Source organism: Actinomadura meridiana, assembly GCF_039537545.1.
Taxonomy (GTDB): domain Bacteria; phylum Actinomycetota; class Actinomycetes; order Streptosporangiales; family Streptosporangiaceae; genus Spirillospora; species Spirillospora meridiana.
Genome location: NZ_BAABAS010000029.1, coordinates 119,555 through 133,210, shown reverse-complemented (window position 1 = coordinate 133,210; position 13,656 = coordinate 119,555). Strand labels below are relative to the sequence as shown.

General features: G+C 72.8%; 6 protein-coding genes. 2 read left to right on the top strand and 4 right to left on the bottom strand.

Annotated features, from left to right (window positions below):
• Window positions 1–50: 50 nt before the first annotated feature.
• The 3 genes from ABD808_RS35660 to ABD808_RS35650 form a co-directional block, all read right to left on the bottom strand.
• Entirely contained in the window at window positions 51–1,595 is a 1,545-nt protein-coding gene (locus ABD808_RS35660) for an MFS transporter (RefSeq protein ID WP_344906968.1), read from the bottom strand.
• Between the two features lie 102 nt (window positions 1,596–1,697).
• A complete protein-coding gene (locus ABD808_RS35655; RefSeq protein WP_344906965.1) occupies window positions 1,698–4,790 on the bottom strand; it encodes an AfsR/SARP family transcriptional regulator in 3,093 nt (1,030 codons plus the stop codon).
• Window positions 4,791–4,823: 33 nt separating this feature from the next.
• Window positions 4,824–5,879: an ATP-binding domain-containing protein gene (locus tag ABD808_RS35650; RefSeq protein ID WP_344906963.1), complete on the bottom strand. Its 1,056-nt coding sequence runs from the start codon at window positions 5,877–5,879 to the stop codon at window positions 4,824–4,826.
• Window positions 5,880–6,106: 227 nt separating this feature from the next.
• On the opposite strand from ABD808_RS35650, the gene ABD808_RS35645 reads away from it, so the two are divergent.
• Window positions 6,107–6,610 carry a DUF1269 domain-containing protein gene (locus tag ABD808_RS35645; RefSeq protein ID WP_344906960.1) on the top strand — a complete coding sequence of 168 codons (504 nt, stop codon included), beginning with the start codon at window positions 6,107–6,109 and terminating at the stop codon, window positions 6,608–6,610.
• A 40-nt stretch (window positions 6,611–6,650) separates the two neighbouring features.
• Here the strand turns inward: ABD808_RS35645 and ABD808_RS35640 are convergent, their stop codons facing one another.
• Window positions 6,651–12,083 carry a DUF3320 domain-containing protein gene (locus ABD808_RS35640; RefSeq protein ID WP_344906957.1) on the bottom strand — a complete coding sequence of 1,811 codons (5,433 nt, stop codon included), beginning with the start codon at window positions 12,081–12,083 and terminating at the stop codon, window positions 6,651–6,653.
• Window positions 12,084–12,585: 502 nt separating this feature from the next.
• Between ABD808_RS35640 and ABD808_RS35635 the strand changes: the two genes are divergently transcribed.
• Entirely contained in the window at window positions 12,586–13,608 is a 1,023-nt protein-coding gene (locus ABD808_RS35635) for a serine/threonine-protein kinase (RefSeq protein WP_344906955.1), read from the top strand.
• Window positions 13,609–13,656 lie beyond the last annotated feature (48 nt).

Sequence of the window (13,656 nt, the reverse complement as noted above, 5' to 3'; positions counted from 1 at the left end):
CCTTCCGCTCTGTGCGTTATCACCAATCTAGCATAGTGATATCACTTTTCTCACTCGGCGGGGACGGCGACCGGGTCGGCCTCCTCGGCGTCCGCGATCACCTTCGGCACGTTGCGCAGCGTGACCAGCGCGAAGACCCCGACCAGGGCGGCGAGGACGGCGCTGCACACGAGGGCGGCGTGCATGCCGTCCACGAAGGCGTCCCGCGCGGCGGCGGCCACCTGGGCGGCGAGGTCGCCGGGAAGCCCGGCGGCGGACTGGAGCGCGCCGGCGATGGAGTCCCGGGCGGCGGACGCGGCGGGCGCGGGCACCCCGGCGGGCAGGTCCAGCACGTTGCGGTACACGGCGTTCAGCACGCTGCCGAGGACCGCCATGCCGAGCGCGGCGCCCAGTTCGGTCGCCGTCTCCGAGATCGCCGACGCGGCCCCGGAACGCTCCTTCGGCACGGACGCGAGGACGGTGTCGCCGGTGACGGTGAGCCCCATGCCCATCCCGATCCCGGACAGCAGCATCGCGGGGATCATCGTCCAGTACGCGGTGTCCAGCTCGATCAGGACGAACAGCGCGAAACCACCGGCGGCCAGCAGCAGCCCGAGCGCGACGACGCGCGCCCGCCCGATCGCGTTGATCAGCGGCGGGGCCAGCGCCGCGCCGCCGACCATGGCGCCCACCGCGCCGGGCAGCCCGGCGAGGCCCGCCTTCAGCGGCGACCAGCCGAGGGCGAGCTGGAAGAACAGGGAGAAGATCAGCGACTGGGCGACCAGGGCGAACATCGCGAACATGTTGGTGACGACGGAGCCGCTGAACGCGGCGTCCCGGAACAGCCGGACGTCGATCAGCGGGTCGCGCACCCGCATCTGCCGGACCAGGAACGCCACCAACGCCACCAGGCCCACGGCCGCGGACACGTAGATGTGGGCCTCGTCCAGGCCGTGCGCGGCCGCCTCCTTGATCGCGTAGACGATGCCGAGGACGCCGACGATCGACATCGGGACGCTCACCAGGTCGATCCGTCCGGGCGCCGTGCTGCGCGACTCGCGCAGCACGAGCGCGCCCGCCACAAGCGTCACCAGCATGATCGGCACGTTGATCAGGAAGACCGAGCCCCACCAGAAGTGGTCGAGCAGCGCGCCGCCGATGACGGGCCCGAGCCCGACGGCGAGCCCGGCGACGCCGCTGAACGCGCCGACCGCCATCGTCCGCTCCTTCGGCTCGGTGAACGCGCGGCGGATCAGCGACAGGCACGACGGCATCAGCGTCGCGCCCGCGACGCCCAGCACGGCGCGGGCCGCGATCAGCAGCTCCGCGCTCGGCGCGTAGGCCGTCACGGCGGACGCCCCCGCGAACAGCGCGGTGCCCATCAGCAGCAGCTTCTTGTGCCCGATGCGGTCGCCGATGGCGCCCATGGTGATCAGCAGACCGGCGAGCGCGAACCCGTAGGCGTCCGCGATCCACAGGATCTGGGTGGCCGAGGGGTCCAGGTCGGCGCTCAGGTGGGGGACGGCCTGGTTGAGCGCGGTGAGGTCGATGTTCGGCACGAGCGCGGCCAGGAGGCAGACCGTGAACGTGCCCCACTTGCGGGCTGAGGTGTTCATGTCCGCAAGGTTCGCGGGCGGCGCTGACCGTCCCCGCACCGTCCGCTGACGGCCGCGCCGGTGGCGGTCAGCGGCGGGACGGTGGTGCGATCAGCGGGTGGATCAGTGGTGGGTGAGCAGGGCGTGCGCGTCCTCGCGGGAGAGGTCGGCGCCCGCCGCGAACGCCGCCTCGTACGCGGCGTCCCCGACCAGGTCGCGGGCCGCGTCCGACACCCTCGCCATGTCGGCGTCACCGGCGACCTGGACGCCCTGGAGCGCCGCCGCCGCGCCGAGCAGCGTCGCCGCCCGCGCCCCGTCGCCCTCCGCGACGGCCACGCCCGCCAACCCGACGCCCGCGAGCGCCCGGTACATGAAGATCGGATGGTCCATCGACATGTCGAGCGCCTGGAAGAACAGCTCCCGCGCCCGGGCGTGCTCGCCCTCGCCCACCGCCAGCCAGCCGAGCCCGACCAGCGCGGACCCCCGCGCGCTCGCGGCGATGAACCGCTCGGACGCGAAGCCCGTCAGCGCCATCTCGTACTGCCGCCGCGCCTCGGCGACGTCCCCGCGCCGCCGCGCCACCTCGCCGAGCCCCTGATGGCCACCGGCGATCTTGTCCGGGGTGCCGGCCCGGCGGGCCATGGCGAGGCCGCGTTCGAAGTCGGCGCGCGCCGTGTCCAGGTCGCCGCCGAGAATGTGCACGAACCCGCGCTGGAACAGCAGGTCGCCGGTGTCCTCGGGCGCGCCGAGCCGCTCCATCAGCGCCAGCGCCTCGTCCAGCAGCTCCAGCGCCCGGTCCCGGTCGCCGCGCCGCGCCGCCACCTGGGCGAGCGGGTCGAGCGAGTTGGCGATGCCCCACCGGTCGCCGCACGCGCGGAACCCGGCCAGCGCGTCCGCGCCCGCCCGCTCCACCTCCGCGACGTCGCCCTCCGCCTGCGCGACGAACACGTCGCTCATCCGCGTCAGCGCCCGCGACCACGGGTCGTCCCCGATCTGCATCGCGAACACGTCCATGTCGGTGCGGTCGGGCCCCGCCGTCAGGGCCCACAGCACGGTGGCCACCGGGTGGGCCAGCGGCCGCCGGATCCGCCTCTGCATCGCCTCGGCCCGGTCGAGCCACGCCACCGCCCGCTCACCGGTGACGCCGCCGCCCATCGCGCTGGTCACGCACAGGACGTACTCCTCTTCGAGATCGTCGACGGGGTCGTCGCCGATCGCGTCCAGCAGCTCCGTCGTCAGCGGCGCCCCCTCGACACGGCCGCGCAGCCACCAGTACCAGGCCAGCGCCGCCGTCAGCTTCAGCGCCACCGCCCGGTCGCCCCGCACCGACCGCCGCAGCGCCGCGTGCAGGTTCCCGTGGTCGGCCGCGAGCCGCTCCAACCATTCGAGCTGCTCGGGACCCCGCAGGTGCGGCTCTGCGCGCCGCGCCAGGTCGAGGAAGTACACGGCGTGCCTGCGCTCGAACCGCTCGGCCTCGCCCGCCTCCGCGAGCCGCTCGGCACAGAACGCGCGCACGGTGTCGAGCATCCGGTAGCGGGCGCCGTCGCTCTGCACCAGCGACTTGTCGGCCAGCTCCGCGACGAGCTCGTCGGCGTCCTGACCGCTGATGCCGACGGCCGCGTCCAGCGTGAACCCGCCGGAGAACACGGTGAGCCGCCGGGCCAGGGCCTGCTCGGTGTCGTCCAGCAGGTCCCAGCTCCATTCGACGACGGCGCGCAGCGTCCTATGCCTCGGCGGGGCGGACCGGTCGCCGCGCGAGAGCAGCCGGAACCGGTCGTTCAACCGCGTCGCGACCTCGCCGACCGGCAGGGACCGCAGCCGCGCCGCCGCCAGCTCGATCGCCAGCGGCAACCCGTCCAGCGCCCGGCAGATCCCCACCACGGTCGCGACGTTGTCATCGTCCACCGCGAACCCCGGCCGCACGGCCTCGGCCCGGTCGAGAAACAGCCGAACCGCCGGATACACCGCCGCCTCTCGCGCCTGCACACCGTCCGGCGGCAGTTCCAGCGGGGGCAACGGCCGCAGCGCCTCACCAGTGATCCCCAGCGCCTCCCGGCTGGTCGCCAGCACCCGCAGCCGCGGACACGCGCTGAGCAGCCGGTGCGCCAGCGTCGCGATGTCCGCCACGACGTGCTCGCAGTTGTCCAGGACGAGCAGCAGCCGCCGCCTCTCCAACGCCGTCACCAACCGCTCCACCGTGCCCGGCTGCCCACCGGGCGCCGGCAGCATCGCCCCTTCCCTGAGCCCGAGCGCCCCGAGCACCGCCTTCGCCACCTCACCGCCGCCCACCGGCGCGAGATCGACGAAACAGACGTCACCGTCCTCCCGCTCCGCCGCCTCCACCGCGAGCCGCGTCTTCCCCGCCCCACCGGGACCGAGCAGGGTGACGAGCCGCCTGTCCGCGAGCATCTTCCCGACCCTGCGCAGCTCCTCCTCGCGTCCGACGAAACTGGTGAGCTGAGCGGGGAGGTTCGCCCGGAACCCCTCCTCCTCACCTCGCAGGATCGCCAGATGCACGTCGGCCAGCTCCCGCGACGGATCGGCCCCCAGCTCCTCCGCGAGCACCCGGCGCCCGTCCTCGAAGACAGCCAGCGCCTCTGTCTGCCGCCCGCTCCCGTGCAGGGCCCGCATCAACAGGGCCCGAGCCCGCTCCCGCAATGGCTGCGCGTGCACAAGCTCCCGCAACCCCACGAGAACGGCCGAACCATCCCCAACCGCCAGCTTCGCCTCCGCCCAGGCCTCCACGACCGACGCCCGCTCCTCCTCCAACCGCGCCGCCTGCCCCGCCGCGAACGGCGCGCTCACATCGGCGAGCGCGTCCCCCCGCCACAACCCGAGCGCCTCCTCGTACACGCGCCCGGCCACCTCGAACCGTCCCTCACCGGCGGCCCGCCGCGCCTCCCCGGCAAGCCGCTCGAACCGATGCACATCAACGTCATCGACACCAACGACGACCCGATACCCCCCAGCCGCACCCTCAACGACGGCGACGTCCCCAAGCCCCCGCCGCAACCGCGAAACCTGCGACTGCAAAGCATTGGCCGCCCCACTGGGCGGCTCCTCCCCGTACAGCCCGTCAATGAGCCGCTCGACGGAAACGACTCGTCCAGCGTCCAGAAGCAGCATCGCCAACAACGCCCGCACGGTAGGCCCGCCCACCGACACGGCCGTCCCACCCACAAGGACCTCGACCGGCCCCAACAAGCCAAACAACATCCCCCAATCCTCCCGCACCGCACGGTAACGCTGTTACCCACGAGGTCGGCCAAGCGCGACGCCTATGTTGTGGCCTGACCATCGGCCGTCGACGCGCCAGATCGCGGACATGCCGAACGCCTCGGCGAGGACATCGACCGCCCACGGTTCGGCCGGAGCCTGGGGGAGGACGAGGAAGCAATGTTTCGCGGGTTCGCCCTCGGCATGCTGGACCTCCAGGACGCGCAGGACGGCGTCCCGCATACGCCGGTAGGTGTGGCCCCCCTCGCCGAGCACTTCGTACAGGATCCGTCCGTCCGGCGCGTCGCAGATCACATCGGCGGTGGGGGAGTCGACCGTAGGGATGAGACCGGCGCCGTACAGTTCGGAGATGAGCGCATACCGAAGGCCTTCGTGGACGGTGTTCCGGCGCTCCTCACACACCGCCGACTCAAGGTCGGCGATGAATCCCACGAAGCCGCCGCCGGGCTCTTTGGCATCGGCTTCCGCGGAGGACGCGGGTGAGTGGTCGGTCACGGCTTCGCCTTCTTCTGGATCGTCGGTCGCCGGGCGCAACACGCGGGGGACGGGCTCGGCGTGCACGATGGTCAGTGACCGGGTGCACCGGGTGATCGCCACGTAGAGCAGGCCGTTTCCGCCGGGCGCGAGGGACGCGATCTCGGCGGGTTCGACCAGCACGACGTGGTCGAACTCCAGCCCCTTGGACTCGGCAGCGGTGATCGCGACAGCGCGCTCGCCCGCCGGGAGTGCCGCGCGGAGGGCGGGAAGGTCGTCGCGCAGCACGTTCGGGACGATCACGGCGATGGACCGGTCGTCGCCGGGGGAGGCCAGCGCTCGCGCTCGCGCGACCGCCACCTCCCGCAGCGTGGCGGGCTCCACCGGAACCATCGTGATCGCGTCCGGGCCGACGGGCCGGATCGACCTCGGAAACGGGGTCCGCGGGGAGATGGATCGGCCGAGCCCCTCGGCGAACTCCATCACCTCGCGGGGCACGCGGTAGCCGACGGTCAGCTCCTCCAGATGCCAACCGTCGCCGCCTGCGAGGGACGGAACGTCTCCCGGTTGGTCTGGAACCTGCGCTCGTAGCACGTATAGGCGTGGTCAACGGCCCGCTGCTCATCCGCGAGCGTGGACCTGTGATCGGTCAACTCCTGCTCCTGAAGTTGTGTGTCAAGCATCCCCTGTGCTTCGGGGGGTGGGGAGAGTTTGCCGAGGCATCACCGGGGACGCCGTGGCTTTGACTATTCAGGAGGTAGGTAACGAGTACATCCAAACCGGCTGTTTCAGCCGGGTCAGCAGTCAACTGGGGGACTCGCATGAGCGACCTGATCGCCATCGCCTACGACGACCTGCCCGCCGCCGAGCGGGCCCGTGACAAACTCGTCCAGCTCCAGAAGGAGCACGTCATCGAGCTGGCGGACCTCGCGGTCGTCGAACACCGCGAGGACGGAAAGATCAAGCTGCACCAGTCCAGGAACCTGGTCGCCGGTGGCGCCCTCGGCGGCGCCGCCTGGGGCGGCCTGATCGGGCTCATCTTCTTCATGCCCCTGCTCGGCATGGCCATCGGCGGCGCGACCGGCGCCGCCATGGGCAAGGCCGCCGATATCGGCATCGACGACGACTTCATGCGCGACCTCGGCGACCAACTCCTCCCCGGGAACGCGGCATTGTTCGTCCTGGTGGACAAGCGCAACCCGGAGAAGGTGGTCCCGGAGATGGCGCCGCTGGGCGGCCGCATCCTCAGGACCTCCCTGACCAACGAGCAGGAGGAGCACCTCCGCGAGGCGGTCAAGGCCGCCCGCGCCCCCCAACCCGCCTGATGCCCGGGGCCCGGCCACCGGACGACCGGTGGCCGGGCCGTCAGCGCAGGACGATGCGGTCGGGGAATCCGTCGATCCTGGCCTCCTCCTGGAGCCGGCGGAGGTCGTCGCCGAACGCGCGTGCGATGTCGGAGCCGCGGCGGGTCCAGCCGAAGAAGCGGGCCGCGTTCGCGGTCAGTTCGGCCTCGGTGATCCCGGGCGACTCGGCGATGATCTCCAACAGGGCCGTCCGGCGTTCGACCGGCGGCACCTCGGCGACCTTGCGGAGCATCTCGTCGCCGGGCTCGCGGGGGACGATCGGACGTCCCTGGAGGACGATGGTGTCGCCGTCCCGCTCGACCTCCCGGTCGGTCCTCACCAGGTCGTCGAGCGCCCGGTCGAGGTTCTCCCGGATGCGCGGGCCGATCCGGACGATGCCCCACACCGACGCCGCCCTGCGGTAGAGCACCTCACACTGGATCGGCGCCTCGATTTCGAGGGTCACGCGGAACAACCGCTGGAGCAGGCCGCGTGACTTGGGGACGTGCATGTCGTAGTGGAAGGCGTCGCCTTCGAGACGTGCCCGCCGGTAGCGGGCGGCCCAGTCGCGCCGTTCGCCGTCGTCGGTGAACACCATGGTCACCCGGGGCGGCTCGGCGGCGGGGAGGTCCGGTGTCTCGACCGGCTCGGGCTCCCGTACCGCCGGCATAACGGCCGCGTCGACCGCCTCGCGCAGCCGGGACTCCGCCTCGGGACGGTTGCGGTACCAGTCGGTGCCCCAGATCCGGTACAGCTCCCAGCCGAGGCCGCGCAGCACCTCCTCCCGCAGGCGGTCACGGTCCCGTGCGGCCTTGGACGAGTGGTACATGGCGCCGTCGCATTCGATGCCCAGCACGAACCGCCCCGGCATCCCCGGGTGGCGCACCGCCATGTCGATCCGGTAGCCGCCCACACCGACCTGCGGCTGTACGTCGAGCCCCCACCCGGTGAGGACGTCCAGCACAGACTCCTCGAACGGGCTCTCGGGCTCGGCGTCGTCGCTGAGCGGCCCGTGTTCCAGGACGGCGGGCCCGTGCTCGGCGTAGTCGAGGTATTTCTTGAAATGGTTGCGGCTGTTGTTGTCGCCCTCCCGGATGTCGGAGCCGGAGATCGACGAGACGACCTCCACCCGGCGACGGGCGCGGGTCACGGCCACGTTGAGCCGCCGCCACCCGTTCTCCCGGTTGAGCGGCCCGAACGCCATGGTGAGCCGTCCGTCCGGGCCGGGCCCGTACCCGACGGACAAGATGATCACGTCGCGTTCGTCGCCCTGGACGGTCTCCAGGTTCTTGACGAAGAACCCGTGCAGCCGGTCCTCCGCGAAGAAGGTTTCGAGATCGGGATGGTCGGCGCGGGCGCGCTCCACCGCCTCCTCGATGGCGTGCGCCTGCGCGTCCGACATCGCGACGACGCCGAGGCTCAGGTCCGGCCGCGTCCGGTAGTGGTGCAGGACGCGGGCGGCGACGGCGTCCGCCTCGATCGGGTTGCGGCGGCTTCGGCCGCGCTCGTACACGCCGGGCACCTTGGTGAAGGTGACGCCGACGTCGTCGCCGGACTCGAACGCCCCCGGGAAGGTCACCAGCCCGTCGCCGTAGAACCGCCGGTTGCTGAACGCGATCAGTCCCTCGTGGCGGCTGCGGTAGTGCCAGGACAGCGGCAGGCTGCGGATGAGCCCGCTGCCCTTGCACATGTCCAGGAGAGAGTCGAAGGAGTCGGGGACGTCCTCGTCGTACTCGTCGTCGTCGGAGTCGTCGCCCTGGGCGAAGAAGTCGGTCGGCGGCAGCTGCTTCTGGTCGCCCGCGACGATGAGCGAGTCGCCCCGGTAGACGCAGTTGACGGCGTCCTGCGGCCGCACCTGCGACGCCTCGTCGAAGATGACGACGTCGAAGCGGTACCCGGGCGGCAGGAACTGGCTGACGGTCAGCGGGCTCATCATGAAACAGGGCTTGACCAGCGGGACGGTCTCGGCGGTCCGATCGAGGAGCGTCCGCACGGGCATGTGCCTGCCGCGTTTCTCGGCCTCCCGCTGGATGACGGCCGCCTGCCCGACGTTGGGCCGGGGACGTCGCGCGTTGCACGCCTCGATCACCTGCGCGTGCGCGCCGGCGACCAGGGCCCGGTCGAGCTCGCGGAACCGTTCGGCTAGCCGGTCCCGCTCGACGGCCCGGACCGGGGTGAGCCGTGGGTCGGCGGCCATGACCCGCTCGGTCCAGGCCTCCAGCACGGCCCGTTCGACGACCCGGGGGAACCGCGCGCCGTCCAGCCCCCGCTCGGCGGCCCGGCCGATCAGCCCGTCGAGTCCGAACCGGCGCAGGGTCGCCCGGGCGCCCTGGCAGGACCGCCACTCGTCGGGCCCCGACCGGTCAGCGGCGAACCGGCCGGTGACCTCGTCGAACACCGTGGCGGTCCCGAGGAGCCCGCCGTGCAGTTCCTGCTGCCGCCGGGTGTCGAAGAGCTGGACGAAGTCGGTGACGGCCTCGCGGAAGGCGGCCCACGCGCCGCGCAGCTCCTCGTCGGGACGCGCCGCGAGCAGCGCGCGGGCGGCGTCCTCGGGGAACGGCTCGTCCGGGGCCCGCAGCCCGCCGACCCAGCCGAGCGCCGCCGGAAGCGCGGTCACATCGGTGTCCAGCCCCGCGTAGAGGGCGCCCAGCATCCGCTCGTCCTGAGCCCGCCGGGCAAGGAAGTCCTCCCGTTCGGCGCGGGTCGCCGCCACGCGCGCGGCGACCCGCCGCGCCTGCCCGAGCGTGAGCGCCTCGGTCCCGGCGACCGCCGGCCGCACCCGGGCCACGAGGTCCGCGGCGGCGGCCAGGGGGCCGAGATGGGCCGTGTACCAGTCGGCGGCGTCGGCGAGGGTCCCGGCCGCGAGCCGTGGCCGTCCACCCGGTCGCGGCGCCGGGATGAGCGTCCGCCGCCACCGGTCGAGCCGCTCGCCCGCCTGCTCGGCGGCGACGCAGGCGTTGAGGTCGGGGCGCCCGCCCGCGGCGACCTGCTCGGCCAGCGCGGTCGGAACCCGCAACGCCCCGGTGAGACCGCCGATCTCCTCGGCGGTGCCGAGCAACTGCCGCACGAGCCCGAAATCGGTGCGCTCACCCTGCCAGTACCGGCCGAGGAACCCGCTCAGCGCGGCGGCGGCCTGGTGCAGCGCCACCGCGGCCTCGTACCAGGCGAGCGCCTGCGGCAGCCGCCGCGCGGCCTCCTTGGTCCACTCGCCCGCCACGGTCAGCCCGGCGAGCACCCGCCTGTCGTCGCGGTGGGCGCCGGAGAGCCTCCCGAACCCGTGGGCCTCGCCGAACCGCCGCACGAGAGCGGGAAACTCCGGCATCGCGAGGATGCTCTCGGTGAACGCCTCCGCACCCGCGGCCCTGGCCCCGGCGAGCGCGGCGACCCGTCCTTCGAGTTCGTCGGTCGCGTGCGCCGCGGCGGCCCGGCCGTCCCGCGTCAGCCAGTCCGCCTCGGGGTGGTGCCGCCGCCGCGCGAACTCGGCCAGCCGGCACACCGCGAACGCCTGCTCGAACGTCTCCGGCGCGGGCATCCCGTAGACGGCGGCGACGTCGCCGAGGGACGCCCGGACGGTGCGCAGCGTCTCCGCCGTGTCCGCGAAGTCGGCGCCGAGCCCGCGAAGCTCCCGCTCGGTGAGCCTCGGCAGCGACAGACCCTCAGTGGCGAGCCCGGCCAGCGCGGTCTCCGCGGCGGGCGGCTCTGTGTCGATCCCGGCGGGCAGTTCGTCCCACCCCGGACCGACCTCGCCGGTGACCGCCGCGACCGAGGCCCGCAGCGCGCCGAGCCGTGCGGTGAACCCGGCGACCTCGGCCCTGAGCGCGGAAAGGTCGGCGACGGTCAACCACCGTTCCGGGACGTCCGGACGCGACGCGGTGGCGTCGAGCAAGCCCAGCAGCCGTTCGGTCGCGCCGAACTTGGTCAGCCCCAGCGGCCCGGAGATTCCGCCGTACTCGTCGAGACGGCGCCGCAACGCCTCGCCGCGCTCCCGCAACAGCTGGAGCCGCGCCAATGGCTGCGCGCCCCGGAGACTCCGCCACACGAAGTCGGCGCCTTCGGCGACGGGCCGCCACGCCCCGCCCAGCCGTTCCGCGGCGGCGCGAACGTCCTGGAGCCCCGCGGCGGTCAGCCCGTCCGGCACCGCCGTCGGCAGCGGCGGGACGTCGGCGAGCGCGCTGACCTGTCCGATCACGTCATGAAGGGTCAGCCCGAGCGGCGGCCGCGTCTCGTTCATCGCCGTCGCGTACGCCGAGAGTTCCCGGCGCGCGCGCAGCAGGCTCCGCCGGTCCTCCTCCGTCCCGGTGCGGACGGCCTGGGGTCGCCGCGCCAGCGCGTCCCCCAGCGTTTTCGCGACCTCCTTGCGGCTCGCGTGATGGCTGTGCAACGCCAGCACGAACGCGCCGAGCCCGACCGCGTCCAGCCGGTTGCGGACCACGTCCAGCGCGGCGGCCTTCTCGCTGACGAACAGCACGCTGCGGCCCTGGTGCATGAGCGCCGCGATCATGTTGGCGATGGTCTGGCTCTTGCCGGTGCCCGGCGGCCCGTCCATGATGAACGACCGCCCGTCGAGCGCCGCCGCGACGCACTGCCGCTGCGAGGAGTCGGCGTCCAGCACCAGCGGCGTCTCCTCGGGCGGCTGGACCTCGTCGATCCTGTCGGTCTCGACCGGCTCGAAGTACAGCGCGTCGGCGGGGAGCCGCGCGGCCTCACCGAGCCCGATCGCCCGCACCAGCGGATGGGCGAGAACCTGGTCCTCGTGATCGAGCAGGTCCCGGTACATCGCCTCCTTGTGGGACCGGAACGTGGCGAGCACCACGTCCTCGCCGACCTCCCAGTCCACCTGCCCCGCGACCGCGCCGCGCACGGCGGACAGGGCCCCGTGCAGATCCTTCATGCTGTCGGGATCGGGCCAGTCGAGCCCGAGCTGCGCCATCTTGACGGCCAGCGCCGGATTGGGAACGACGTCCTCGCTCTGCTCGGTGACCAACTGGAATGCCCCGGGCCCGAGCCGATCGAGCCGCACCGGGACGAGTAGCAACGGCGACGACCAGAAGCCCTCCGCACCGGGCTCGCGCCACGTGAGAAACCCCGCGCCGAGCTGAAGCGTCCACAACCCGGTGTCATTGAAGATCTGGTTGGAGTCCCGGTAGAGCTTGCGCAGCGCGGCGTCGAGCGCGGCCCGGGTCTGCTTCTGCGTGACGATCCCGCCGACGTCGTCCAGCGTGACCAGCCCTTCGGCCTCACCCTCTTCGGGCAGCTCGGCGAATCGCAGCCCCGAGTCGAGCCCGACGAGCAACGGCCCCGCCTGCGGCGACCGGACGGCGAGAGTCGCCGTCCTGGTGTGCCGAAAGTTCAACAGCCGGTTCCGCCCGGTGAGATCGATCAGATCAGCACGCCATTTGCCCAGCACGTCCCGCAGTAGTGCGCGCGACAGCTCGTCCCTTGTCGAGTTCCCCATGGCCTCCACCTTTCTGACAGACCCGCGAACGAGGCCCTGGCCGGGGACCGGGACGTTCTTGACACTTCACTCTCCACGGAAAAAGTGGCCGCGTCACGCGCCTGTCGAATTGACGGCGACCGACCGGGACTCCGAAGCGCATATTCTGCTCCGCCCTACCACGACAGCCGCCCGCACTGGCCGATCCCGGCCGGCCGAGCGGCCGCTCCGGCGAAGTCCGGGCGTACCGGGGAGCCTGTCCGACTACGGCCAGCCGTTCCCCGCGGACGGAGAATCCGGCCGTCCCAAGGCAGCCAAACCCCATCCGACCTGGGACGACACCTCCGACTCCAGGCGCCTGAGCCACCCTTTCGGGGCGCCCAGGCCGGGCACCGCGGGCGGTCACCGTGCCGCGCCCTTCTGTGAACGGCGCCACGGTCGCCCGCGCCGCCCTATCCTGGCTGTCCAGCCGGGTGTTGGCCGGACGACCCTGGTCAGTGCCGTCCTGGGAAGGCGGGCGCCGATGAAGCCGCTCGAACCGTCCGATCCGCGGGAGGTCGGAGGCATCGAGCTGCACGGCAGGCTCGGCGAGGGCGGGATGGGCGTCGTGTACTTCGGTGTCACCCCCGATGCCGAACGGGTCGCGGTCAAGGTGATCCGGGACGGCCTGTCGAGCCAGGTCGGCATCCGCGAGCGTTTCGACCGCGAGGTCCGCGCCATGCGGATGGTGCAGGGGCCGCACGTCGCCGGTCTCGTGGCGGCGTCCGAGCCGGACGCCGACAGCCCGTGGCTCGCGATGGACCACGTGCGCGGCGAGACGCTCAAGGAGTACCTCGAGGGCCACCCGCCGCTCACCGCCGAGATGGGCGCGGCACTGGGCTTCCTACTGGCCGAGGCGCTCGCCGACATCCACGCCGCCGACATCCTGCACCGCGACATGAAGCCCGCCAACATCCTGCTCGGCCCGGACGGCCCGAAGGTCATCGACTTCGGCCTCGTCGACCTGGCGGAGGCGGACGACGGCCTCACCCAGACGGGCATGCGGCTCGGCACGCCCGTCTTCATGTCGCCCGAGCAGGTCGAGTCGGCGAAGGACCTGACACCGGCGACGGACGTGTACTCGACGGGCGTCACGCTGCTCTACGCGCTGACCAGGCATCTCCCGTACGGGCCGATGAACGGGCACGCGCTGTACTTCGCGATCGCGAACCCCGACAAGAAGCCCGACCTGTCGGGCCTCCCCGCGTCGCTGGAACCGGCGATCGAGGCGATGACGGCCCATGACCCGGAGGCCCGGCCGACCCCGGCGGAGGCGTCCGCCGAGTTCCGCGGGGTGCTCGCCGCCGACGGTCTGACCCCGTGGGACGCCCGCGTCCACTTCGCGACGCTCACCTACGTCGAGCGGCCGGACGACCCGCCGTCCGACATCGAGCCGCCCCGCCGTCCCGTCCGGCCTCGGCATCGGGAGCGCTCGGCGCCCCGTCCGGTCGTCGCCTCCCTCGCGGACCGGCTGGCCCTCGCCTACGGGCCCGGCACCAGACTCTGACGGGCGCCGCCCCCGCTCGTCCCACCCGATCGCCAGTGAACGACCGTA